This is a genomic window from Bradyrhizobium zhanjiangense (assembly GCF_004114935.1).
Taxonomy (GTDB): Bacteria; Pseudomonadota; Alphaproteobacteria; order Rhizobiales; family Xanthobacteraceae; genus Bradyrhizobium; species Bradyrhizobium zhanjiangense.
This window is the reverse complement of record NZ_CP022221.1, coordinates 6,925,831-6,949,461: the sequence shown is the minus strand read 5'-3', so window position 1 is coordinate 6,949,461 and position 23,631 is coordinate 6,925,831. Positions and strand designations below refer to the sequence as shown.

General features: G+C 64.5%; 19 protein-coding genes. 11 read left to right on the top strand and 8 right to left on the bottom strand.

Annotated elements, in window-relative coordinates; genetic code table 11:
- Positions 1-246: 246 nt before the first annotated feature.
- Complete coding sequence (locus tag XH85_RS33285) at positions 247-1,221, top strand: Bug family tripartite tricarboxylate transporter substrate binding protein (RefSeq protein WP_128935261.1); 975 nt, start codon at positions 247-249, stop codon at positions 1,219-1,221.
- Positions 1,222-1,464: 243 nt separating this feature from the next.
- On the opposite strand, the gene XH85_RS33275 is transcribed toward XH85_RS33285, so the two are convergent.
- Positions 1,465-1,926 (bottom strand): NUDIX hydrolase, encoded by a 462-nt coding sequence (locus XH85_RS33275; RefSeq protein ID WP_128935260.1) that lies wholly within the window; start codon positions 1,924-1,926, stop codon positions 1,465-1,467.
- A gap of 85 nt (positions 1,927-2,011) precedes the next feature.
- Positions 2,012-2,974: a lytic transglycosylase domain-containing protein gene (locus tag XH85_RS33270; RefSeq protein ID WP_128935259.1), complete on the bottom strand. Its 963-nt coding sequence runs from the start codon at positions 2,972-2,974 to the stop codon at positions 2,012-2,014.
- A 180-nt stretch (positions 2,975-3,154) separates the two neighbouring features.
- Between XH85_RS33270 and XH85_RS33265 the strand changes: the two genes are divergently transcribed.
- A complete protein-coding gene (locus XH85_RS33265) occupies positions 3,155-4,189 on the top strand; it encodes a L,D-transpeptidase family protein (protein ID WP_128935258.1) in 1,035 nt (344 codons plus the stop codon).
- Here the strand turns inward: XH85_RS33265 and XH85_RS33260 are convergent.
- The 3 genes from XH85_RS33260 to XH85_RS33250 form a co-directional block, all read right to left on the bottom strand.
- On the bottom strand, positions 4,186-4,461 hold the full coding sequence (locus XH85_RS33260) for a hypothetical protein (RefSeq protein WP_128935257.1): 276 nt from the start codon (positions 4,459-4,461) through the stop codon (positions 4,186-4,188). The genes XH85_RS33265 and XH85_RS33260 overlap by 4 nt on opposite strands.
- Before the next feature lie 77 nt (positions 4,462-4,538).
- Positions 4,539-5,396: a VOC family protein gene (locus tag XH85_RS33255; protein WP_128935256.1), complete on the bottom strand. Its 858-nt coding sequence runs from the start codon at positions 5,394-5,396 to the stop codon at positions 4,539-4,541.
- 146 nt (positions 5,397-5,542) lie between these two features.
- Positions 5,543-6,733: a urate hydroxylase PuuD gene (locus XH85_RS33250; RefSeq protein ID WP_128935255.1), complete on the bottom strand. Its 1,191-nt coding sequence runs from the start codon at positions 6,731-6,733 to the stop codon at positions 5,543-5,545.
- A gap of 228 nt (positions 6,734-6,961) precedes the next feature.
- Between XH85_RS33250 and XH85_RS33245 the strand changes: the two genes are divergently transcribed.
- The gene (locus tag XH85_RS33245; RefSeq protein ID WP_128935254.1) at positions 6,962-8,299 is read left to right on the top strand and encodes a PQQ-dependent sugar dehydrogenase; all 1,338 of its coding nucleotides are present in this window, start codon (positions 6,962-6,964) and stop codon (positions 8,297-8,299) included.
- A 187-nt stretch (positions 8,300-8,486) separates the two neighbouring features.
- Here the strand turns inward: XH85_RS33245 and XH85_RS33240 are convergent, their stop codons facing one another.
- The gene (locus XH85_RS33240) at positions 8,487-9,287 is read right to left on the bottom strand and encodes an SDR family NAD(P)-dependent oxidoreductase (RefSeq protein ID WP_128935253.1); all 801 of its coding nucleotides are present in this window, start codon (positions 9,285-9,287) and stop codon (positions 8,487-8,489) included.
- A 253-nt stretch (positions 9,288-9,540) separates the two neighbouring features.
- On the opposite strand from XH85_RS33240, the gene XH85_RS33235 reads away from it, so the two are divergent.
- From XH85_RS33235 to cyoD, 4 genes are read left to right on the top strand one after another with little or no spacing between them, the layout of a single operon-like run.
- On the top strand, positions 9,541-10,374 hold the full coding sequence (locus XH85_RS33235) for a cytochrome ubiquinol oxidase subunit II family protein (protein WP_128935252.1): 834 nt from the start codon (positions 9,541-9,543) through the stop codon (positions 10,372-10,374).
- Entirely contained in the window at positions 10,364-12,364 is a 2,001-nt protein-coding gene (cyoB, locus tag XH85_RS33230) for a cytochrome o ubiquinol oxidase subunit I (RefSeq protein ID WP_128935251.1), read from the top strand. Before XH85_RS33235 ends, cyoB begins: the two co-directional genes overlap by 11 nt.
- Positions 12,364-13,005 (top strand): cytochrome (ubi)quinol oxidase subunit III, encoded by a 642-nt coding sequence (locus XH85_RS33225; RefSeq protein ID WP_128935250.1) that lies wholly within the window; start codon positions 12,364-12,366, stop codon positions 13,003-13,005. The genes cyoB and XH85_RS33225 overlap by 1 nt, the downstream gene beginning before the upstream one ends.
- Positions 13,002-13,391 carry a cytochrome o ubiquinol oxidase subunit IV gene (gene cyoD / locus XH85_RS33220; RefSeq protein WP_128935249.1) on the top strand — a complete coding sequence of 130 codons (390 nt, stop codon included), beginning with the start codon at positions 13,002-13,004 and terminating at the stop codon, positions 13,389-13,391. The genes XH85_RS33225 and cyoD overlap by 4 nt, the downstream gene beginning before the upstream one ends.
- Before the next feature lie 219 nt (positions 13,392-13,610).
- Here the strand turns inward: cyoD and XH85_RS33215 are convergent, their stop codons facing one another.
- Positions 13,611-14,399: a thermonuclease family protein gene (locus XH85_RS33215; protein WP_128935248.1), complete on the bottom strand. Its 789-nt coding sequence runs from the start codon at positions 14,397-14,399 to the stop codon at positions 13,611-13,613.
- Positions 14,400-14,597: 198 nt separating this feature from the next.
- Between XH85_RS33215 and XH85_RS33210 the strand changes: the two genes are divergently transcribed.
- The 4 genes from XH85_RS33210 to XH85_RS33195 all read left to right on the top strand — a co-directional run bounded on the left by XH85_RS33210 (position 14,598) and on the right by XH85_RS33195 (position 19,747).
- Entirely contained in the window at positions 14,598-16,196 is a 1,599-nt protein-coding gene (locus XH85_RS33210) for a GMC family oxidoreductase (RefSeq protein ID WP_128935247.1), read from the top strand.
- 210 nt (positions 16,197-16,406) lie between these two features.
- Positions 16,407-16,856, top strand: a complete 450-nt coding sequence (locus XH85_RS33205) for a hypothetical protein (protein WP_128935246.1) — start codon at positions 16,407-16,409, stop codon at positions 16,854-16,856.
- A gap of 82 nt (positions 16,857-16,938) precedes the next feature.
- Complete coding sequence (locus tag XH85_RS33200; protein ID WP_128935245.1) at positions 16,939-17,958, top strand: S1C family serine protease; 1,020 nt, start codon at positions 16,939-16,941, stop codon at positions 17,956-17,958.
- Between the two features lie 58 nt (positions 17,959-18,016).
- Positions 18,017-19,747 (top strand): FAD-dependent oxidoreductase, encoded by a 1,731-nt coding sequence (locus XH85_RS33195; RefSeq protein ID WP_128935244.1) that lies wholly within the window; start codon positions 18,017-18,019, stop codon positions 19,745-19,747.
- A gap of 289 nt (positions 19,748-20,036) precedes the next feature.
- Here XH85_RS33195 and XH85_RS33185 read toward each other — a convergent pair whose 3' ends face one another.
- Positions 20,037-23,513, bottom strand: a complete 3,477-nt coding sequence (locus XH85_RS33185) for an indolepyruvate ferredoxin oxidoreductase family protein (RefSeq protein WP_128935242.1) — start codon at positions 23,511-23,513, stop codon at positions 20,037-20,039.
- Positions 23,514-23,631 lie beyond the last annotated feature (118 nt).

Genomic DNA, 23,631 nt, shown 5'->3' with positions numbered 1-23,631 from the left:
TCGAATTCGTAATACCAGAAATTCGCCTTGTCCTGCCCAAGTCCTTGTTTCGACAACGGTCGGCTACTGTGCATGGGGTTGTTTTTCGCATTTTTTGTTGCGGAGCTGCTCTTTCGTGCCGCGCGGCGGAATGCCGACGCGCAAACGCGATTGCGAATTCCGGCGCCGCCGCTCATCATCGACCTTCGAATGCGTCGCACCAACAAGCATGCACAAGCGGCGCGATGAGGTCTGGGGAGGGAACGAATGCAACGAACGCTTCGCCTGTTGGCGATTGTCGCCGGATTGTGCGTCACGACACAGGCGCTCGCGCAGAAATATCCGGCGCGCCCGGTCAAGATCATGGTCGGCTTCAGCGCCGGCGGCCCGGTCGACGTCGTCGCGCGCATCATCGGCGATCGCTTAAGCAACAAGCTCGGGCAGCCCTTCGTGGTCGAGAACCGCGCCGGTGCCAACGGCATGATCGCCGCCGAAGGCGTCGCGCGTGCGGAAGGCGACGGCTACACCATTCTCGCCTGCAACTCGTCCACCATCACGCTCAACAAGACGCTGTTCAAAGATATCCGCTACGATCCGGAGAAGGATTTCGCGCCGCTCACGACCGTAGTCTCGGCGCCGCTGGTGCTCGTGGTCAATCCGGAGAATCCCAAGACCGCCGGCATCAAGACCGTCGCCGATCTCGTCGCCGCCGCGAAGGCCGCCCCCGGCGCGCTCGCTTACGGTTCGGGCGGCAACGGCAATCTCGCCCATCTCGCCATGGAGCTGCTCAGCCAGAAGGCTGGCATCAAGATGATCCACGTGCCTTATCGCGGCGGATCGGCGTCCGAGGTCGGCCTGCTCGCGCAAGAGGTGCTGGCGGTGTTCGATCCGCTTTCCGCCGTGCCGCTGATCAAGGCCGGCAAGCTGCGCGCGCTCGCGGTATCCTCAGCCGAGCGGTTGCCGGCGCTGCCCGATGTGCCCACCGTCGCGGAAGCCGGCTATCCCGGCTTCGACATCTCGTTCTGGGTCGGCTTCTTCATGCCGAAGGCAACGCCGGCGCCGATCCTGGAGACGCTGCACCGGGAGATCGTCACCGCTGCCAAGGATCCGGCGGTTGAAGAGAAGCTCGGCTCGCAGGGCGTGGTCAGCGTGCTCAGCCCGACTGAGTATGCCGCCAAGATCGCGAAGGAGACGAAGGAGCTTGCCGAGGTCGTGGCGGCCGCGAACATCAAGGCGGAGTAGGAAAGTCTGCTTTGCTCGAAATAGCCGTCATCGCGACGCGCCTATTCGCCGCCGGCTCTTCTTAACCTCTCCCGCTTGCGGGAGAGGTCGGCGCGTAGCGCCGGGTGAGGGCTCTTTCCTCTTGGGGATTGTCCCGTTGTGGAGACACCCCTCTCCCCAACCCTCTCCCGCAAGCGGGAGAGGGAGCGCACCTCGTTCGCGGCTGCCTTCAAAGCTCGCGATAAGCCGGTGTAAGCGACGCGCCTATTCGCCGCCGGCCAGTCGCTGTAGCCGATCAAGCAGCGGGCGTTGTCCTGCATTGATCCTCTCCTGCGCCTCTTTGAGCGTGAACCATTCGGCACGATCGACCTCCGGGAAGGTCTGCCGTTTGCCGCTGCGGGGCGGCCATTCGATCTCGAAGGTGTTGCTGCGAAGGCTGCTCGTATCGATGTCGAGCTCGGCAGCAAACGCGGTGACGAGCTTGCCGCCGCGCTGCTTGACCTCTCCAAGCGCGATCAGCGGCACGGACAGCTCAAGCCCAAGCTCTTCGGCAAACTCCCGCCGCGCGGCGATTTCCCCATCTTCTTCGTCCGCATATTCGCCCTTCGGGATCGACCATGCGCCGAGATCCTTGTTGCGCCAGAACGGCCCTCCAGGATGAACGAGGAGCACCTCGACCCTGCGGCGCTTCCGATAGGCGATGATCCCGGCACTCTTCAATGGCATCGCAAGTTCCGTGCAGACACAGGGTCCATCCCCCCCTGTCCGGGAAAGTGGAACGGAGCGTTTTAGCGCTCGCGCGGCTCCAAAACTAGCCGGAAGGCCGTTCGCGCGATGCGAAGCGAACGGCGCGGGCCTTCGCACTGTTGCCGGCCGCGCGTGCTGCAATCATGCTGCGCGCCTTGCCGTGCGCCGAAGTGTTCTTCCGAAGCATGGTTGCGAACCGCTTGCGGGCGCGGCTCGCCGTCAGTCGCGCGGCAAGCTGTTCGGCTTTGCGAATGATGGTCGTGACCGATGGCGTCAGGTTGACCGGAACCCAGGCGACATCCCTGGCTTTCGAGAGGCTGCCGATGCCTTCGCACGGCGCCTCGCGCGGCAAGTCGATCCGGATTGCGAGCGCTTCCGCGCGCTCGGTCCAGTCCTCGGCCTTGGTGCCGGTGATGATGCGAACATAGTCGCGCGTCTCGCGCGGCAGCTCGCTCTCCTTGGCAAGCCACTTCTGGATGCGGCCGGGACCTGCATTGTAGGCGGCTGCGGCGAGGCCGAGATTGCCGAAATCGTCACGGAGCTTGCGCAGGAATTTTGCCGATGCCGGCAGCGCCTTCATGGGATCGAAGGGATCATCGAGTCCGACCTCGGCGGCCGTTTCCGGCATGAACTGCGCGACGCCCTGTGCGCCGGCGTGGCTGACCTCGTTGGACTTGAAGCGGCTCTCCTGCCAGATCAGGCGCGCGAAGAAAGGCACCGGAATGCCGCTGGCCTCGGCGGCTTCGCGAAGCGCGTGGCAGAATCGGTCTGTCGGTGAAACCGGACCCTCGGCGACGGTTTCGGCCGCGCGCGGCGGCTCGCTTTTCTCCTCAAGGGCCGCGTGTGCATTGGCGAGCTCGATGGCCTGCACGCTGGCGAGGAAGAGTTCGACCACCGGAACAAGTGGCGAGGCATGATTGTTCTGGAGAGTAGTGGTGTCGAATGCTGATGTTTGCCGGGACGCCGGCGGATCGAGGTCGCACATCAAAATCATGAACGCGGCGCAAGCCGCGACGACAAATCGCATTTGCTGGGGCAACCTCGAACTGTGGGATGAACGGCCAGCGATGCGCCGGCGATAAGGAATTCTTAACCGCGCGATTGCGGCAAAGCTGCGGTCTCAGGTTCCGTCGGTGTTACTACGGTGTTCCCAAAGAGAAACTCTCCGCGGTTTTGCGGATCACTTTGCGAATTGGGACGAGCGATCATGATGCGATGGATGCTTGGTGCGGTGATGTCGCTCTGGATCCTCTGCCCGGCACTCGCGGGCAATCTCGACGCAGTGGCGGTGAATGATGCTGCGCGTCCCGAAAAGCAGCCGGCGACCGACAAGCTCAACGCTTCGGTGACGAAGCTTCAGATCCTGCTCGATCGTGCGCAATTCTCGCCCGGCCAGATCGACGGCAAGTTCGGCGAGAACGCGCAGAAGGCGATGAAGGCGTTCGCCGAGCAGAACGGGATCGCCTTCGACAAGACGATTGCCCCGGAACTGTGGGACCAGCTGAACGCAGCGAGCGAAGGTCCCGTCGTCGTCGACTACACGATCACCGACGCAGACGTGAAGGGGCCGTTCCTAAAAAGGCTGCCGGCCAAGCTCGACGAGATGAAGTCACTGGAGGCGCTGAGCTACACCAGTCCGCTCGAAGGGCTCGCGGAAAAATTCCACATGAGCGAAGAGCTATTGAAGACGCTCAATCCAAGGAAGGCTTTCGACAAATCCGGCGAGACGATCGTCGTGGCCAACGTTCCGGCGCAACGGGAGCTTCCGCGCATTGCGCGGGTCGAGATCGACAAGACGCGAGCGACGTTGAAGGCGTTCGACGGCTCCGGTCGTCTCATCGCGTTCTACCCGGCGACAATCGGCAGTCCGGATCGTCCGACGCCGATGGGGACGCTGAAGGTGACCGGCACCCACGAGCAGCCGACCTATCACTACAATCCCGAGTACAAGTTCAAGAGTGTCAAATCCAAGAGGCCGTTCGACATCAAGCCGGGGCCGAACAATCCGGTGGGTTCGTACTGGATCGGACTGTCGGCGCAGGGCTACGGCATTCATGGAACGGCAGAGCCCGACAGGGTCAGCAAGTCCGCGTCTCACGGCTGCATCAGGCTCACCAATTGGGATGCGCGTGTGCTCGGCGAGAACGTGAAGCGCGGCACACCCGTCGTCTTCCTCGATGCGCCGACGGATACGTCCTCGAGGCAGCAGGGCAAGACGGCCGGCAGCCGCGCCTCGAATTAGTCTTTCGGAAAATCCTTGCGCATCGCGATCTCGGCGGCATCGCCGGGCGACAGCACGGTCTGGTCGAAGGCCGGTTGCGGCTTCGTCATGATGTCGTAGAGCGAAATGCCTTTGATCGGCTTGCCCATCAGCTCGCGGACACAGTCGGCGAGCGTGCCGTTGTAGACGAGATAGGGCGGGCCTCGGTCCTTCTGCCTCTGTCCCTTCAGCGACGGCCACTTCTTCAGCTCGGCCGGCGCGTCATAGGCGATCGGCGATCCCTCTTTGAACATGCGCTTGGCTCCGGCGGCTTGGACTGCCAGGAATCCTAGAGCCGCCGGGTAAATACGCGTTAAAGAATTAGTTCAAATCAGCCGGCAATGAAGGCGAGCAGGGTGCCGTTGGCCTTGGCCGGCGGCACGCAGATCGCAGCCCCGCTGCGCACCGCGACTGATCCCAGCGCCTTCTCGGTGGCCGCGAGATCGCCGCTGATGAGCACCAGCGCCGCGCCGCCGCGCTCTGAGAGGCCCGCGAGCGGCACGCCGGGATAGCGTTTGCCGAGCTGGTCCAGCGTCAGATAGACAAAGTCGGCACGGTCGCCGCCGGAGGGCACGGTGACCGCGCCGTCGGCAGCCGTTTTCGGCTCGCGGTCGATCAGCCGGCCGAGATGCGCGGCCTCCTTCGCGGGCTCGGGCGTTGCGATCAGCGTCTGCTTGATCCGCGTCGCCGCATTAGCGTGCTTCATCAATTCGGGAATCCACACTGTCTCGCGCGTCTTGTGCTGGCAGGCGAAGATACGCACGCCGCCGGGCGCTTCCGCGGTCGGCCACATGAAGGTACGGAATCTCGCCGCCGAGACCGTGCCATCAGGCAGCGTCACCGGCCGTTCGAAATCGGTCGGGCCGATCGGCGTCAGGCCGCGCGCGCGGATCTCCTCGGCGCCGGCGGCGGAATCGATTGCGGTGAAGGCGATGCGCTCGATGCCTTCGCCGTGCTCGTCGAGAAAGGCGCGCGCCGGGGCATTGAGCTCGGTCGCAGCGAGCACGCCGAGCAGCTCCATATAGTCGGGGTCGAACATGATGGTGTAGTTGCCGGTGCCCATATGGACGCTGTGGGTGCCGCGCGGGGAGACGGTGAAGCCGAGCTGCCGGTAATTCTCGGCGGCCTGGTCGAGATCCTTCACCATGACCACGGCGTGGTCGATACCGATGACGTTCTTGAGAGCCACTGTTCTTTCCCTGCGCATGCAACTGACTTTGGCCGCGGCGGCGGCCACGGCTCCTGTCTACGCCGGATAGACGGTCGAGTCATTTTCAATTCAGTGGGAGATGCGAAATTTCATTCCGCGAAATGCTGTGCCGACGCGGGACGGCATCAATGCGCCTGCTCGACATAGGCGGCGAGCATGGCGCGCTCCTCGCTGGTCATCTCGGTGACATTGCCCGGCGGCATCGCATTGGACCAGGCCGCGACACGCCCGATCAGGCGGATGTTGCGATGGATGTGCTCGGGCGCGTCAAGCAATATGCCTTTCGGCGCAGTGACGATGCCGGCCCAGACCGGCTCGGCCGCGTGGCACATGCTGCAGCGGGACATCACGATCTCCTCGACATTGGCGAGCGTCGGCTGTGCCGGCAGCGCGCTGATCTTGACGTCGCGCGGTCCGGCGGCGGAGAGGAAGAGGATCGCGATCACGCCGATTGCTGCGACGCCCCACACCCACCACGGCGATTTGCGCCCCGCATGCCGCGCGTTGAAGAAATGGCGGATCACGGGGCCGAGCGCCAGGATGATCGCGACGATGATCCAGTTGAAGCGCGTGGCGTAGAGAAGGGGATAGTGGTTGCTGATCATCAGCACGACCACGGGCAAGGTCAGATAGTTGTTGTGGACCGAGCGTTCCTTGCTGGCCTTGCCGAGCTTCGGGTCGGGCGCCTGTCCCGCGATCAGGCTGGCCACGATCTTCTTCTGGTTCGGGATGATCAGCGCGAAGACGTTGGCGACCATGATGGTGCCGATGATCGCCCCGATCTGGTTGAAGGCGCCACGACCGCTCAGCACATGGGTGAAGGCGTAGGTCAGCGCGACCAGGAACAAATAGCCGCCGATAGCGAAGGGCAGCTCGCGCTGCGCAAGCCCAGAGCGGCACGCGGCCTCATAAAGCAGCCATGCCAGAGCGAGGCTAAAGAAGCTGAACAGGCCGGCCTGGAATGGCGTGAGGTCGAGGATCGCCTTGTCGACCAGAAATAAATCGGCCTCGAGATAATACACCACCACCATCAGCGCGAAGCCGGACAGCCAGGTGGTGTAGGCCTCCCATTTGAACCAGGTCAGCTCGTCTGGCATCTGGCTCGGTGCGACCAGATATTTCATGATCCGGTAGAAGCCGCCGCCATGGACCTGCCAGGCCTCGCCCTGCACGCCATCAGGCAGGTCGCTTTTGGGCCTGAGGCTGAGATCGAGGGCGATGAAATAGAATGAACTGCCGATCCAGGCGATCGCGGCAACCACGTGCAGCCAGCGCAGCAGCAGGCTCGTCCATTCCGATATGACGGATTCCCACATGATCACCCCATCAGCCGCGACACCAATGCCGCAGCTTTGAACAACCGCCGGTCGCGCCCCGCCAATGTGTCGCACCGATCAGCCGCATTTTCCAGTACGATGGGCCGCGGCTGATGCCCATCGTACGGGCATGAGCTGACGTGGAATTCGGCAGGCGCATGACCTGCCGCAGAACGGTTGCTGGTTGTCGCATATTGACGTTTGAGACGTGCAGGCCGGGAGGGAGACGTGAAGAACAGACTATGGTTCGTTGCGCTGTCCGCGGGATTGCTGGTCGCGGCTGCGACCAGCGCACGAGGTGAGCCGGTGTTGCAGGGCAAGGACGCCTATGGCGACTGGCGGGCCGACAGGCCTGGCACGGTCAGGTTGATCCGGCCACAGGATCTGGTCAGGCCCGGCGCGACGCGGTCGGTTGCAAGCTCCGCGCGCGTGGTGCCGCGTCCGCCCGAGGCTGCGCTCCAGGTGCCGACTGGATTCAAGATCGAGCTGTTCGCCGAAGGCTTGCGCACGCCACGCGTCGTGCGGATCGCGCCGAATGGCGATGTCTTTGTCGCGGAGACGCGGGCCGGCAACATCCGCGTGCTGCGCGCGGGCGATGGCGGCAAGGTGACCAACGAGGTGTTTGCCAGCGGACTGAGGCAGCCGTTCGGCATCGCCTTTTTTCCGAACGGCGACAACCCGCAATGGGTCTATGTCGCCAACACCGACAGCGTCGTTCGCTTTCCCTACCAGGCCGGCGATCTCAAGGCACGCGGCAAGGCGGAAACGATCGTGGCAAGCCTGCCGCATGATGGCGGCCATTCCACCCGCGACATTGTGTTCACGCCGGACAACAAGCGCATGCTGGTGTCGGTCGGCTCGCTCAGCAACGTCGCAGAGGGCATGGGCACGCCGCCGGGCGGGATGGAGGCGTGGTCAAAAGCGCAGCCGCTTGGCGCGGCCTGGGCCAGCGAGACCGAGCGCGCCGCCGTGCTGGTGTTCAATCCTGACGGCAAGGAGCGGAAGATCTACGCCACCGGACTCCGCAACTGCGTCGGCCTCGCGATCCAGCCGCAGACCGGTCTGCCCTGGTGCTCGACCAACGAGCGCGACGGCCTCGGCGACGATCTGGTGCCCGACTACGTGACCAGCGTGAAGGAGGGCGGTTTCTACGGCTGGCCCTGGTTCTACATCGGAGGCAACGAAGACCCGCGCCACGCCGGCGCGCGGCCGGACCTCAAGGACAAGGTGACGGTGCCGGATGTGCTGATCCAGCCGCACTCGGCCTCGCTCGGCATGACCTTCTACCAGGGCACGCAGTTTCTGCCCGAGTACCAGGGCGACGCCTTCGCCGCCCAGCACGGCTCCTGGAACAGATCGAAACGCACCGGCTACAAGGTGATCCGCATCAAGATGAAGGACGGCAAGGCGACCGGGGAGTACGAGGATTTCGTCACGGGGTTCGTGGTGAGCGACACCGAGGTGTGGGGACGGCCGGTCGGAGTGACCGTGGCGAAGGATGGATCGCTGCTGGTGTCGGAGGACGGCAATGGCACGATCTGGCGGGTGACGCGCGTGCCGCAATGACGCTGCACCCTCCCCTGGAGGGGGAGGGTCGGTCGCGCGCAGCGCGAGCGGGGTGGGGTGATCTCTCCACTCGGGCAGGGTTCGATGCGGAGAGACCGTCACCCCACCCCGCTACGCATTGCGCTGCGCTTCATGCGTGGCGACCCTCCCCCTCCAGGGGAGGGTAAGTGCAGCGTCCCTTTGGCACTCACCCCCGCCTCACGCTCGCCCCACCATCCACTGGCAGTGTCACGCCCGTAATGAAGTTCGCTTCATCTGATGCCAGGAACAGCGCCGCATTGGCGACATCCCATCCGGTGCCCATCTTCTTGCGTAGCGGCACCTTGCTGTCGCGTTCGGCTTCGACTTCGGCGCGGGTCTTGTGCCATTCGCGGGCGCGGGTATCGACCGCCATCGGCGTGTTCATCAGGCCGGGCAGGATGACGTTGGCGCGGATGCCGTATTCGGCGTTCTGGTAGGCGAGCTGTTCGGTGAAGGCGATCATCGCCGACTTCGTCGCCTTGTAGGCGACATAAGGGTAGGTCGTGATCGCGGCCATCGAGGAGATGTTGATGATGGCGCCGCTGCGTTGCGCGCGCATGATCGGGATCACCTCTTTCGCGGCGAGAATGCAGCTCTTCAGGTTGATGGCGACGACGCGGTCGAATGCCTCTTCGGTCAGCTGCAGCAATTCGGCATCGCCGCCGGAGAGACTGACGCCAACATTGTTGTGCAGCACGTCGATCCGGCCCCAGCGCGATTGCGCGTCCGCGACCATCGCTTTGATGTCGGCGGCTTTGGTCACATCGGCCTTAAAGGCTGCGGCCGTGCCCTGCTCCGCGGTGATCATCGCAACCGTTTCCTGCGCCGATTCCAGCTGGTGATCGACGCACAAGACCTTGGCCCCCTCGCGCGCGAAGGTAAGCGCGGTGGCGCGGCCGTTGCCCATGCCCTCGCCGGGGCTCTGGCCGGCGCCGACGACGATCGCAACCTTGTCCTTCAAGCGCATCTCGGTTCACTCCCGGGCTCGGTCGGTTCATTCAGTATTTTCGTGCAGATTAGCAATCGCCCCAATCGGAGAGAAGGGCGCGCCTCTGCGTTCATGTCATTGAGATCACGTGGAATTGCATGTTGCGCCCGGCCGATCGCGCATGGCTGACCCTTTGCGGTTCAGGAACCGTTTTCAGGCAATCGCGTTTGTTGCGGAGCCTTTCCCGCGCTAGGCTCTGTCCCGGGGCTTCCCAACCGCCAGTGGCTCGCCGATGAATCTGTTCGATCCGCAAGGGCCTGTGGCTGCGGCCAACAGCACCATCCTGGTCGATTCCGTCTTCATCATGCTCGTGATCGTGGTGCCGACCATCGTTGCGATCCTCGGCTTCGCGTTCTGGTTTCGCGCGTCCAATCCGAAAGCGCGTTTCCAGCCCGACTTCGTCTATTCCGGCCGCGTCGAGATGGTGGTGTGGGCGATCCCTGCGCTCACCGTCATCCTGCTCGGCGGCGTCGCCTGGATCGGCTCGCATCAGCTCGATCCCGCAGCGCCCGTGCCAGGCACCGGCAGCCGGGTGCGGATCCAGGCCGTCTCGCTCGACTGGAAATGGCTGTTCATCTATCCGGATCAGCGCATCGCCACGGTCAATACGCTGACCGTACCGGCGGGCGCCGAGCTGAATTTCCAGCTGACGTCGTCGAGCGTGATGAACACGTTCTTCATCCCGCAGCTCGGCAGCATGATCTACACCATGAACGGCATGGTGACGAAGCTGAACCTGCGCGCCGACAACGAGGGCAAGCTGCAGGGCCTGTCGGCGCATTTCTCCGGCGACGGCTTCCCCGATATGATGTTCGACGTCAACGTGATCTCGCCGCTCGCCTTTCCGGAGTGGGTGGCGACCACGGCGAAGACGGACGCCGTGCTGAATGCGGACAGTTACACAAAGCTGATGCAGCAAAGCGTCGAGACGGGGCGGCCGACCTATCGGCTCGAAGATCCGCGTCTGTTCGACCTGATCGCGACCCAGCATATTCCGCCGGGTCCTGGACCGGAGCTCGCATCCGAAGCGGGCCGGTCGCACAGTGGAGGTCACGATGCTCGGTAAGCTCGACTGGTCCGCCATTCCGTTCGATCAGCCGATTCCGCTCGTCGCGGGCGCGGTGGTGCTGGTCGCAATCCTGGGCGTGCTGGCCTGGGTCGTGATCAAGGGTCATCTGCCCTATCTCTGGCGCGAATGGATCACCAGCGTCGACCACAAGCGCATCGGAGTCATGTATGTGCTGCTGGCCTCGGTGATGCTGCTGCGCGGCGGCAGCGACGCCATCATGATGCGAATCCAGCAGGCCGTCGCCTACCAGTCGCAAGGCTATCTGCCGCCCGAGCACTACAACCAGATCTTTTCGGCGCACGGCACCATCATGATCTTCTTCGTGGCGATGCCGTTCGTGATCGGGCTGATGAACCTGATCGTGCCGCTCCAGCTCGGCGTGCGCGATGTCGCCTTCCCGACGCTCAATTCCGTCGGCTTCTGGCTGACCGCGACCGGCGCGCTGCTGGTCAATATCTCGCTCGTGGTCGGCGAATTCGCGCGCACCGGCTGGCTCGCCTTTCCGCCGCTCTCGGAATTGTCCTACTCGCCCGGCGTCGGCGTCGATTACTACGCCTGGTCACTCCAGATCTCCGGCGTCGGCACGCTGGTCGCCGGCATCAATCTCGTCACCACCGTGCTGAAGCTGCGCACCAAAGGCATGAACTATCTCCGCATGCCGATGTTCTGCTGGACCACGCTGGCCTCGAATCTCCTCATCGTCGCGGCGTTCCCGATCCTCACCGCCACGCTGGCGATGCTGCTGCTCGACCGCTACCTCGGCTTCCACTTCTTCACCAACGAGGCCGGCGGCAACGTCATGATGTTCATGAATTTGATCTGGGCCTGGGGCCATCCCGAGGTCTACATCCTGGTGCTGCCGGCCTTCGGCATCTTCTCCGAGGTGGTCTCGACCTTCTCCGGAAAGGCACTGTTCGGCTATCGCTCGATGGTGCTGGCCACCATGGCGATCTGCGTCATCTCCTTCATGGTATGGCTGCATCATTTCTTCACGATGGGAGCGGGGCCCGACGTCAACGCCATCTTCGGCATCGCCAGCATGATCATCGCGGTGCCGACGGGGGTGAAGATCTACAATTGGCTGTTCACGATGTATGGCGGACGCATTCGCTTCGCGACGCCGATGCTGTGGGCGGTCGGCTTCATGGTGACGTTCATCGTCGGCGGATTGACGGGCGTCCTGCTCGCGGTGCCGCCGGCCGATTTCATGCTTCACAACAGCATGTTCCTGGTGGCGCACTTCCACAACGTCATCATCGGCGGCGTGCTGTTCGGCGCTTTCGCCGGCTTCGAATATTGGTTTCCGAAGGCGTTCGGTTTCCGCCTCGACGAACGCTGGGGCAAGGCTGCGTTCTGGTTTACCTTCCTCGGCTTCTTCATCACCTTCATGCCGCTCTATGTCGCCGGCATGCTTGGCATGACGCGCCGCATGCAGCATTACGATGTCGCGGTCTGGCGGCCGTGGATGCTGGTGGCGGCGGTCGGCATGGCGGTGCTGACGATCGGCGTGATCTGCCAGATCATGCAGCTCGTCGTCAGCATCCGCGACCGCGAGGCCCTGCGCGACCGCACCGGCGATCCCTGGGACGGCCGTTCGCTGGAATGGGCGACCTCGTCGCCGCCGCCGGTGTTCAACTTCGCGTTCAATCCCGATGTGCGCGGCGAGGACGCCTATTGGGAGATGAAGGCCCATGCCAAGCAGCAACTGCTCGAGCACGAAGAGCCGGAATATCAGGACATCGAGATGCCCCGGAATTCGCCGACCGGCTTCGTCTGCGCGTTCTTCGCCACCATCATGGGCTTCGCGCTGATCTGGCACATCTGGTGGATGGTGATTTTGGGCGGCCTCGGCGCCTTCGCGACCTTCGTCCTGTTCGCCTGGCGCGACCATGACGAATACGTCATCCCGGCCGATCGGGTCGCCCGCATCGACCGCGTCAATCTGGAGGAACGGCGCAGGCTCGTCAGCATGGCGGGGGCCATCTGATGTCGATGACCGCGACCGCTGGCCACGCCCATGCCGATCCCCATCACATCGGTGTCGTCATCGAGCATACCGGACCCGCGCCGAAGCGGATCGTGACCGCCTACGGCTTCTGGATCTTCCTGCTCTCCGACATCGTGATGTTCTCCTGTTTCTTTGCGGCCTACGCCGTGCTGGCCGGCCAGACCGCCGGCGGCCCGAAGGGCTCCGAGATCTTCGACCAGAAGAACGTCGCGATCGAGACGGTCTGCCTGTTGCTGTCGAGCTTTACCTGCGGCATGGCCAGCATTGCCGCCGACGTGCGCAACCGGTTCTGGTTCTATCTCGGCATGGCCGTGACCTGCGCGCTCGGCCTCATATTCCTCACCATCGAGTTCCGCGAATTCGCCGACCTCGTCGCTCGTGGCTATGGCCCGTCGCGTAGCGCGTTCCTGACCGCGTTCTTCTCGCTGGTCGGATGCCATGGCCTCCACGTCTCTGCCGGCGTGTTGTGGCTGCTCACCATGATGGCGCAGGTGTTCGCCAAGGGCTTTCGTGCCGACATCCAGCGGCGGATGATGTGCTTTGCGCTGTTCTGGCACGCGCTCGACATCATCTGGGTCGCCGTGTTTTCCGTGGTCTACCTGCTTGGGAGTGCGCCATGAGCGATCAGACGCATGAGTTGGTCAAACACGACCTCGCGCCCGGCGAGGAAGAGCAACACAGTGTCGGCGTCCGCATCCTCGGTTACGTTGTCGGTCTTGTCCTGGCCCTGCTGCTCACGGCGACGTCGTTCTTCATCGCCGGCACCGATCTGGTCTGGCAGCCGTCCATCCCCGTGGCGCTGATCGTGCTCGCGATCGCACAGATGGGTGTGCACCTCGTGTTCTTCCTGCACATCACCACCGGCCCCGACAATACCAACAACGTGCTGGCTCTCGCCTTCGGTCTTCTGGTCGTCTTCCTCGTGGTCGGCGGCACGGTCTGGATCATGGCGCATCTGAACGCCAACATGCCGCCGATGGACCAGATCATGCAGATGCGGAGTTAGGGCCCCGCCCAAAAAAGAAGAGCCGCTTGTGATGACAAGCGGCCCAAGTCTAGGGAGGAAACGCCCGAGCAAGACAATCGGACCGAAGTCGGATTGCTGCCAAGGAAACGCTCGCGCAAGGCGCTTGCGTACGAATATAAATGGCGCAACCCTCGATCGAGTTCAATTCCGGATCAATACGGTCTCGGACTACCACTCACGGATGTGTGAAGGAATTTTTCACTTCGGCCGACGGCAGTTGTAGGCCCTGCGGAAGCCGGCGGCCTGCGCGTCATCCTCCGAGCAGAACCAGCGGTCGGGCTTGGTGGTCGCCGGATAGCTCGGGCAGCCCCGCAAATGATAGATGCCGATATTGCCGGTGACGCGTGCGCGCACCGCGAGCTTGCCCTTGATGCTGCAACTCGGCGGCATCGTCAGCTCCTCCGGGAACAGCACGGCGCGGATCTCCTTGTCGCGGTCTGGGCGGCACGCGGCGCCGAGGAGCGCGCCGTCCTTCTTGCCGGCACGGAAATCTTGCGGTGCAACAAAGCAGCCCTTCCAGATCCCGACCGCCGCCGTCTTGGCTTCGGTGGCCGCCGGCTTGACGTTGGCCTTGATCGGCTCGCGCGCGAGGGCAAAGCCGAGCTTGATCAGCTGCTCGTTCAAGCTGGCCTTGTCGCTCTCGGCCGTGCAGATGGCGCGGTGCCGCTTGCCAAAACTCTTTTCCGGTCCGACGTCGTCACAGCGCACCGTCCGTTTGCCGATCAGCTTCGCCAGTTGGTCACGAGCCTCGATGCCGCAGGTCCAGGAATCGGCGTGATCGTCGATGCAGACCTGGTCCAGCTCGGGTGCGTCGACGCCGTCGAGCCGGTAGGTGACGTCGCCGAGCTGGATCGAGTTGCCGTCGCGGACCGTCGCGGCGGCAGTCAGCGCGGAGACCGGCCCCGACGAGCCCAGAAATCCGGACAAGGCGAAAAACGAAACGAGCGCAAAAGCGCGGGCGGGGGCAAAGAAATTTCGGATGGACATACGATCTCGCTATCGATGGCTCGTGCGCCCTGTTCCTAGCATCCGGATGTGGCGATACCAATGGTCTGCGCCCTGCGAAGTGCGACATTCCGGCCTCGCGGCTTTACTCAGCCATTGCTCTGATCCTATCGTTCGCGGGCCTTGCGGACTGCAGAGGCCGAATCGCCCGGAAGCGGCGAGGGGGAGGATAAGGTTGCAATGAAAGACCCCGTGGACGTCCTGATCGTCGGCGCTGGCGCTTCGGGCGCGGCGGTGGCGTGGTCGCTGGCCGAGACCAAGATGCACATTCTCTGCCTTGAGCAGGGCGGCTGGATGAATCCGGCGGAATATCCCAGCACAGGCCGCGACTGGGAGGCTAAGTTCTACGGCGAATGGTCATCGAGCCCCAACGTTCGCGGCCGGCCCGAGGACTACCCGATCAATGACGACAATTCGCCGATCAAGGTCGTCAACTACAACGCGGTGGGCGGCTCGACGGTGATGTACACCGCGCACTGGCCGCGGCTGCATCCGTCCGATTTCAAGGTGAAGACGCTCGACGGCGTCGCCGACGACTGGCCGATCGACTACGACGCGCTGACTCCGTTCTTCGAGGAGAACGACCGGATGATGGGCACGTCGGGCCTGTCAGGCGATCCGCTTTCGCCGCTGACGCATCCGCCGATGCCGCAGCAGCCGCTCGGATTGTCAGGCGCCATCATCGCCAAGGCCATGAACAGGCGCGGCTGGCACTGGTGGCCGTCCGACACGACGGTCGCGACCATGGATTACGAGGGCCGGGCGCGCTGCATCAATCTCGGCCATTGCACGCCGGCCTGCGCGCAAGGCGCAAAGTCTTCCACCGACATCACCTATTGGCCGCATGCGATCCGCGCCGGCGTCGAGCTGCACACCCATTGCCGGGTGCGTGAGATCACCACCGACGAGAACGGCATGGCCTCGGGCGTGGTCTATTACGACAAGGACGGCGTCGAGCAGTTTCAGCCCGCGCACGTCGTCATCATCGCCTGCAACGGCGTCGGCACGCCGCGACTGCTGCTGAACTCGGCCTCGGGGCGCTTCCCGAACGGCCTTGCCAATTCGTCCGGCCTCGTCGGCAAGAACCTGATGTTCCATCCCTATGCGCAGATCTACGGCTATGTGAAGGAGCCGACGGATTCCAACCGCGCGCCGCCGACCTGCCTGTGGAGCAAGCAGTGGTACGATACGGACCTGTCGCGCGGCTTCGTGCGCGGCTACGGCGTGCAGTTCGTACGCGGGGCAGGGCCGGTGTTCGAGGCCGTCGTCAGCGAGCAGAAGGGCATTCTGCCCTGGGGCGCCGATCACCATCGCGTCTTTCGCAAGCTCAATGGCCATCGGCTGGGTTTCTCCGCGATCTGCGAGGACCTGCCCGAAGAGCACAATCGCGTCACGCTCGATCCCGTGCTGAAGGACAGTCACGGCATTCCCGCGCCGAAGATCGACTATACGATCAGTGAGAACAGCCGGAAGATGATGGAGCATGCGCTGGCCCGCGGCCGCGAGGTTCTCGAAACGGCGGGGGCGGCCGACATCTGCATCAATTCGCCGATTCCGTGGGGCGGCTGGCACCTGCTCGGCACCGCGCGTATGGGCACCGATCCCGAACGCTCGGTCGTCAACGAATGGGGCCGTTCGCACGACGTGAAGAACCTCTTCATCGTCGACGGCAGCATCTTCGTGACCTCGGGTGGGGTGAACCCGACGTCCACCATCCAGGCCCTCGGGCTCTACATCGCCGATCAGATGAAGCAGCGCCTCGCCAATTTGTTCGACTGAGGCGCGTGATGGATGCACCGAACCCGCCACGAACTCGCTGCACCTCGCCCGCGTGCGGGAGAGGTCGACGCGCTCGAAGAGCGCGGCGGGTGAGGGCTCTTTCCTCTGGAGGCGTCTCTTTGCGGAGACACCCTCTCCCCAACCCTCCCCCGCAAGCGGGGGAGGGAGCGCACCGTCACCTTAGCCGCAACGTTCCGACGCGAGGCCCCAATGACTGATCAGCTCACCCTCACGCCTCGGCAGCGCAAGGACTTGCGCACGATCGCCGCGATGATCATTCCGGCGAGCGAGGAATACCGCGTCCCGGGCGCCGATGACGACATCATCCAGGCCGACATGCTGGCCACGCTCGGCCGCGACACCAAGCTGGTGGTGGCAGCGCTAGATCATCTGGCGCGGCTCGCGGGGATGCCGCTTGCCGATCTCGAGCCTGCCGCGCGCGATGGCGTTGCGCAGCAGTTCCGCAGCTCTGGCGGCGTCGCCGCCGCAACGCTCGTCCGCGTCGTGCTGCAATGCTACTACCGCGACGACCGCGTGCTGGGCTCGCTCGGGCTCGAGCTGCGCGCGCCATTCCCCAAAGGCCATGTGCTCCCGGATGGAGACTGGTCGCTGCTCGATCCGGTCAAGGCAAGAGGCGGCTCGCTGAGGCGGGCCCCCTAGCAGCCCAGCCCTGCGCCCCGGTTGGGCCACTTGCGCTGGAGGGAACAGGCCACCATCTGTGTGAGCCTCAAGGACTCTTGCCATGTTGGACTTCACCTCAGATATCGCCGGTGACGCATCGTCATCGCGAACGACGGCGTCTGCCCCGGCCGATGACCGGGCCTTGCTGGACGCCTATTCCAATGCCGTGATCGACGTGACCGATCGCGTCGGCCCGGCGGTCGTGCGGGTCGAGACCGGGCCGAAAGTGCCGAACGGCCGCGAGCGCGGTGGGCTCGGCTCGGGCATCGTGATCTCGCCGGACGGACTCGTCCTCACCAACAGCCATGTGGTCGGCTCCTCCAAGGAGATCCGGCTGCGCGACGTCGAGGGCCATGTCGGCGATGCCCAGGTGCTCGGCGTCGATCCCGACACTGACCTTGCGCTGCTGCGCGCCAATGGCGTGCGCCATTTGCCCTATGCTGCGCTGGGCAATTCCAAGAACCTGCGGCGCGGTCAACTCGTGATCGCGATCGGCAATCCGCTCGGCTTCGAATCGACCGTGACCGCCGGCGTGGTCTCGGCGCTCGGCCGCTCGATCCGTTCGGTCAGCGGGCGCACCATCGAGGACGTGATCCAGACCGATGCCGCGCTCAACCCGGGCAATTCCGGCGGCCCGCTGGTGTCCTCGAATGCCGAGGTGATCGGCATCAACACCGCCATCATCAACGGTGCGCAAGGCATCTGCTTTGCGGTCGCCAGCAACACCGCGCAATTCGTGCTGTCGGAGATCATCCGCCACGGTTACGTCCGCCGCGCCTATATCGGCGTTGCCGGGCAAACCGCGCCGGTCCCGCGGCGGCATGCCGTGCTGGCCGGTGTCGAGAACAAGATGGGCGCGCTCTTGATGCAGATCGAGCCGGACGGCCCGGCCGCGAAAGCGGGCCTGTTGCCCGGCGATGTCGTCGTCAGGCTCGACGGTGTCGAGATCAACGGCGTCGACGACCTGATCCGCGTGCTCGACCGCGACCGCATCGGCCGGCGGCTGGCCATGGACGTATTGCGGCTCGGACGCCTGCGGGCGATCGACATCGACCCGGTCGAGCGCAAGAAGGCGCGCTAGCTGCGGGCCGGTGAGCGAGGTATGACGGGATCATGCCTCGCTCCCGGAACCTTGCCGCATGATGCCGGCACATGAGACCTACGATGTCGTTGTCATCGGCGCCGGTGCCGGCGGCATGACGGCGGCGGCCGTTGCGGCCGCCGAAGGGCTGCGCGTGCTGGTGATCGAGAAGACCGCCTTCGTCGGCGGCACCACCGCATGGTCCGGCGGCATGGTCTGGATCCCCGCCAATCCCAAGATGAAGGAGGCGGGGCTGTCCGACAGCGTCGCGGACGCCGTGCAGTATCTGTCGAGCACGGTGCCCGAGCCGGCCAATGCCGGCCTGCGCGCCGCCTTCCTCGCGCGCGGACCGGAAGCTATCGGCTATCTCGAAGCCAACACCGAATTGCGGCTCCGGCCGGTGAAAGCCTATCCGGACTATTATCCGGAGCGGCTGGGTGCGACGTCCGGCGGCCGCGTGCTGGAGCCGGTGGCGTTCGACGGCACGCGGCTTGGCAAGGCTTTTGCGCGCTTACGGCCGCCGCTGCCGGAATTCACGCTGTTCGGCGGGATGATGGTCAACGGTCTCGACATTTCGCATCTGCGCCGGGTCGGAAAATCACTGCGATCGACGTTACGCACAGCGCGGCTGGTTTCAGCGTATGCATGGCAGCGCTTGCGCGCGCCGCGCGGCACCACGTTGCATCTCGGCAATGCGCTCGCCGCGCGGCTGTATGCCTCGCTTCTGGCGCGGCGGGTCGAAATCCTCTTCAGCGCCGATGTCGAGGATTTGTCGATGCAAGGCGATCGCGTGGCCGGTGTGGTGATCCGACACGGCGCCCGCGATCGCCTGATCGCGGCGCGCCGCGGCGTGGTGCTCGCGACCGGCGGCTTCTCGCACGATGCGCGCTTGCGCAAACGGTTCTTCCCGGCCGCTGCCGGTTTGGTTTCGGCCACCAACCCATCAGGGACAGGCGACGGGCTTCGGCTTGCGGCTGCTGCCGGTGCCGCGCTCAACACGGACGCGACCAGCCGGGCCTATTGGGTGCCGGCCTCGTTGTTCCGCCGTGCCGACGGCAGCCGTGGCGTCTTCCCGCACATGGTGACCGATCGCGCCAAGCCCGGTGTGATCGCCGTCAACGCCGCAGGCCGGCGCTTCGTCAACGAGGCGCTGTCCTACCACGAATTCGTGCTCGCCATGCTGCGCGACGGCAATGGCGAGCCGGACCGGCCGTTTTACCTCATCTGCGACCGCGAGTTCCTGTGGAGCTACGGTCTCGGCCGTATCAAGCCGTTCACGCGCAATTATCGGCGCTATGTGGCGAGCGGCGAGTTGATCGAGGCGCCTGACGTTGCGCAGCTCGCGGCGAAGATCGACATCAAACCGTCCACGCTCGCGGCGACGATCGCGGCCTACAATGCCGGTGCGAAAGAGGGCCGCGATCCCGAATTCGGCCGCGGCAGCACCATCTACCAGCGTCATCTCGGCGATGCCGCTCACAAGCCAAATCCTTGCGTCGCGCCAATTATCCGCGCGCCATTCTTCGCGATGCGCATCCATCCGGCCGATCTCGGCACCGCGATCGGAATGAAGGTCGATGCGCAGGCGCGCGTGCTGCGCGCGGATGGCACGCCGATCGTCGGCCTCTATGCCTGCGGCAACGACATGGCCTCGATCATGAACGGCAACTGTCCGGGCCCGGGCATCACGCTGGGGCCAGCGCTGACGTTCGGGTACATCGCGGGGCGGCATTTGGCGGAGGGTGGTGTAGCGTCGATCGCATCAAGCGTTGCCACGACGTCGGTCTAGCCATCTCCACCGCAGTCATGCTCCGCGAAGGCGGGGCATCCAGTACGCCGCGGCTTATGGGCTTAATCACAACTGTCTCGGAGTACTGGATCGCCCGGTCAAGCCTGGCGATGACACCGAGTGTGTGGCGAGCGCATTCCACAATCTCGTCATTGCGAGCGTAGCGAAGCAATCCAGGTTACCTCTGCGGAAAGACTCTGGATTGCTTCGTCGCATCAGCGCAAAATTGCTACGCAATTTTGTCGCGAGCTCCTCGCAATGACGGCGTAGAGACAGCTCACGCTTCCCGTCATTCCGCAGCCGCCGCAAAGCGGCTGTTCTCCAGTTCCGCCTCCAGCCGTGCTGTCTCGGCCGCCGCCTGCTTGATGTTGGCTTCCTTGACGTGACCGAAGCCGCGGATCGTCTCCGGCACGCGCGCAAGCTGTGCCAGCAGCGGGATCTGCTCGGCCTTCAGTCTCGCAATCCGCTGATCGATCATGCCGAGATAATTCTCGATCAGCTTGCGCTCTGTCTTGCGCTCCTCGGTGCGGCCGAACGGATCGAACGCGGTGCCGCGCAGGAATTTGAGCCTCGCGAGAACGCGGAAAGCGTGGATCATCCAGCCGCCGAACTCCTGCTTCTGGAGCCGGCCCGTCGCGTTATCGCGCTTCGCAAAGATCGGTGGCGCCAGGTGGTATTTCAGCGTGAAGTCGCCGTCGAATTTTTCCGACACCTTCTTGGCAAAGCTGCCGTCGGTATAGAGCCGCGCGACCTCATACTCGTCCTTGTAGGCCATCAGCTTGAACAGGTTCTTTGCGACGGCCTGCGTCAGTTCCGTGGAGCGCGGCGAGGCCGCGCTCTCCGCCTTGCGCACCTTGGCGACAGCTGCGAGGTAGCGCTCGGCATAGGCCTTATCCTGATAGCCAGTCAGGAACTCGGCGCGGGTCGCAATGACATCGTCGAGGGACTTCGTCGGCGCGGCCGCTCTGTTCTTGAATTGGAGCACGCTGCGCACCCGCGACATGTCGTGGGCGGCGAGACGGCCCCAGGTGAAGGCGAGCTTGTTCATCTCGATCGCGGCGCCGTTGATCTCAATGGCGCGGAGCAGGGCCTCCAGCGACAGCGGGATCGCGCCCTTCTGGAAGGCGAAGCCGAGCATGAAGGGATTGGTCGCGATGCTATCGCCCATCAGCGCGGCGGCAATGCCTGTCGCGTCGATGATGTCGAGGTTCTTGTCGCCGATCGCGTCGCGCAGCACGGTTTGCATCGCGCCCATCTCGAAATCGAGATCGGGGTTTTGCACGAAGCTCGCGGTCGGCTGCAGGTCGGCGTTGATATAGGCCCTGGTCACGCCGCGCTCGGCGCGGCTCAGCGCAGTGGGACCGGCTGAGACGATCATGTCGCAGCCGAGGATGACGTCGGCGCCGCCGGTGGTGATGCGGACGGCGGAGATGTCTTCCGGCTTCGGCGCGATGCGGACATGGCTCATCACGGCGCCGTTTTTCTGCGACAGGCCGGTGAAGTCGAGCGCCGAGCAGCCGCGGCCGTCGACATGGGCGGCCATGCCGAGCAGCGCGCCGATGGTGATGACGCCGGTGCCACCGATGCCGGTGACGAGGATGTTGTAGGGACCGTCCAGCTCGCGCGCCGGCGGTAGCGGCAGGTCGGCGAACAGCTGGCCGGAATCGACCGCTGACGTCTTCACGCGCTTCAGGCTGCCGCCATGCACGGTGACAAAACTCGGGCAAAAGCCCTCGACGCAGGAAAAGTCCTTGTTGCAGTTCGACTGGTCGATCTGACGCTTGCGGCCGAACTCGGTCTCCAGCGGTTGTACCGAGACGCAGTTGGAGGCCTGAGAGCAATCGCCGCAGCCTTCGCAGACGAGCTCGTTGATGAAAGCGCGTTTGGCGGGATCGGGATAGAGCCCGCGCTTGCGGCGGCGGCGCTTTTCGGCGGCGCAAGTCTGGTCGTAGATGATGACCGTGAGACCCTTGATGTCGCGCAGCTCGCGCTGCACGGCGTCGAGCTCGCGGCGGTGATGGATGGTCGCGCCGTGCGGGAAGTAATTTCCTTGCGGATATTTGCTCGGATCGTCCGAGACGATCGCAAGACGCTTGACGCCTTCGGCCCAGACCTGATGCGCGATTTGCGCGACGTTGAAGCTGCCTTCGGCCGGTTGGCCGCCGGTCATGGCGACGGCGTCATTGTAGAGGATCTTGTAGGTGATGTTGATGCCGGCGGCGGAAGCGGCGCGTAGCGCGAGAAGACCTGAGTGGGTATAGGTGCCGTCGCCCAGATTCTGGAAGATGTGCTTCTCGGTGGTGAAGGGCGATTGCCCGATCCAGTTCACACCTTCGGCGCCCATGTGCGAGATCAAATCGGTGCGGCGGGTCGGCATGCTCAGGGCCATGCCGTGGCAGCCGATGCCGGCCATGGCGCGGCTTCCTTCGGGCACGCGTGTCGAGGAGTTGTGCGGGCAGCCCGAGCAGAAGAACGGCGTGCGCGCGAGCTTGATTGGCGCGCTGGTGGTGACAGGGTTGTCGAACGCCTCGAGCCGCGCCAGGCGCTGCTCCAGCACCGGGCTGTGGTGGCCGAGCTTACGTAAGCGCGCCACCAGCGCAGAGGCGACGATGGTCGGCGTCAGCTCGCCCTCGCTCGGCAGCAGCGGTGCGCCGCGCTCGTCACGCTTGCCCGTGACGGTCGGGCGCCTGGACGCATCGATGTTGTAGAGGATGCGCATGAGCTGGTCTTCGATGAAGCCGCGCTTCTCCTCGACCACGAGGACCTCCTGAAGGCCCTCGGCGAAACGCTTGGCGCCGCTTTCCTCCAGCGGCCAGGTCATCGCGACCTTGTAGATGCGCAGGCCGAGATCCTGCGCGTCCTTGTCGGTGATCCCCAAGTCGGCGAGCGCCTGGCGCAGGTCGAGATAGGCCTTGCCGGTGGCGACGATGCCGAGCCGCGCGGGCTTGGAATCGAGCACGATGCGGTCGAGCTGGTTGGCGCGGGCGAAAGCCTGCACCGCTTCCATTTTCGGGCCGAACAGGCGCCTCTCGGCGTCCAGCGGTGGATCCGGCCAGCGGATGTTGAGGCCGCCGGGCGGCATCTCGAAATCGTCGGGGAGCACGATCTTGATGCGTTCGGGATCGCTGTAGATCGATGCCGAACTCTCCACGGTCTCGCTGATCGCCTTGAAGCCGACCCAGCAGCCGGAGAAGCGCGACAACGCAAAGCCGTAGAGGCCGAGGTCGAGATAATCCTGGAGCGTGGCGGGATTGATCACGGGGATCAGCGCCGCGGCGAACACCTGCTCGCTCTGATGCGCCAGCGTCGAGGACTGGCAGCCATGGTCGTCGCCGGCCAGCGCCAGCACGCCGCCATTGAGCGAGGTGCCCGCTGCGTTGGCGTGCTTGAGCGCATCGACCGAGCGATCGACGCCCGGCCCCTTGCCGTACCAGATGCCGAACACGCCATCGACCTTGGCGCCGGGAAACAGGCCGACCTGCTGGCTGCCCCAGACGGCGGTCGCGGCCAGATCCTCGTTCAGGCCGGGGACGAAGGCTATGTCATGCTGCTGGAGGAAAGACTTCGCGCGCCACAGCGCGTGGTCGTACATGCCGAGTGGGGAACCGCGATAACCCGAGATGAAGCCGCCGGTGTTGAGGCCCTGGAGCCGGTCGCGTTCGCGCTGCAACATCGGCAAGCGGACCAGGGCCTGGGTGCCGGACAGGAAGATCCGCTTCGATTCGAGCCGGTATTTATCGTCCAGCTCGACCTGCATCAGCGTCATTTCGGAAGTCCTCGGCTCTCGTTCGGGTGTGGGGTTTGCGCTGCGGGAAGGATTGCGGCGGCGCGACGCGAATTGTGACAGTCAAAAGCATGCACGGGCGAAGTCAATATCGCTGGCC

Coding starts and splice junctions, on each gene's coding strand:
- XH85_RS33285 (WP_128935261.1), top strand. CDS start 247: ATGCAACGAACGCTTCGCCTGTTGGCGATTGTCGCCGGATTGTGCGTC.
- XH85_RS33275 (WP_128935260.1), bottom strand. CDS start 1,926: ATGCCATTGAAGAGTGCCGGGATCATCGCCTATCGGAAGCGCCGCAGG.
- XH85_RS33270 (WP_128935259.1), bottom strand. CDS start 2,974: ATGCGATTTGTCGTCGCGGCTTGCGCCGCGTTCATGATTTTGATGTGC.
- XH85_RS33265 (WP_128935258.1), top strand. CDS start 3,155: ATGATGCGATGGATGCTTGGTGCGGTGATGTCGCTCTGGATCCTCTGC.
- XH85_RS33260 (WP_128935257.1), bottom strand. CDS start 4,461: ATGTTCAAAGAGGGATCGCCGATCGCCTATGACGCGCCGGCCGAGCTG.
- XH85_RS33250 (WP_128935255.1), bottom strand. CDS start 6,733: ATGTGGGAATCCGTCATATCGGAATGGACGAGCCTGCTGCTGCGCTGG.
- XH85_RS33240 (WP_128935253.1), bottom strand. CDS start 9,287: ATGCGCTTGAAGGACAAGGTTGCGATCGTCGTCGGCGCCGGCCAGAGC.
- XH85_RS33235 (WP_128935252.1), top strand. CDS start 9,541: ATGAATCTGTTCGATCCGCAAGGGCCTGTGGCTGCGGCCAACAGCACC.
- cyoB (WP_128935251.1), top strand. CDS start 10,364: ATGCTCGGTAAGCTCGACTGGTCCGCCATTCCGTTCGATCAGCCGATT.
- XH85_RS33225 (WP_128935250.1), top strand. CDS start 12,364: ATGTCGATGACCGCGACCGCTGGCCACGCCCATGCCGATCCCCATCAC.
- cyoD (WP_128935249.1), top strand. CDS start 13,002: ATGAGCGATCAGACGCATGAGTTGGTCAAACACGACCTCGCGCCCGGC.
- XH85_RS33215 (WP_128935248.1), bottom strand. CDS start 14,399: ATGTCCATCCGAAATTTCTTTGCCCCCGCCCGCGCTTTTGCGCTCGTT.
- XH85_RS33210 (WP_128935247.1), top strand. CDS start 14,598: ATGAAAGACCCCGTGGACGTCCTGATCGTCGGCGCTGGCGCTTCGGGC.
- XH85_RS33205 (WP_128935246.1), top strand. CDS start 16,407: ATGACTGATCAGCTCACCCTCACGCCTCGGCAGCGCAAGGACTTGCGC.
- XH85_RS33200 (WP_128935245.1), top strand. CDS start 16,939: ATGTTGGACTTCACCTCAGATATCGCCGGTGACGCATCGTCATCGCGA.
- XH85_RS33195 (WP_128935244.1), top strand. CDS start 18,017: ATGATGCCGGCACATGAGACCTACGATGTCGTTGTCATCGGCGCCGGT.
- XH85_RS33185 (WP_128935242.1), bottom strand. CDS start 23,513: ATGACGCTGATGCAGGTCGAGCTGGACGATAAATACCGGCTCGAATCG.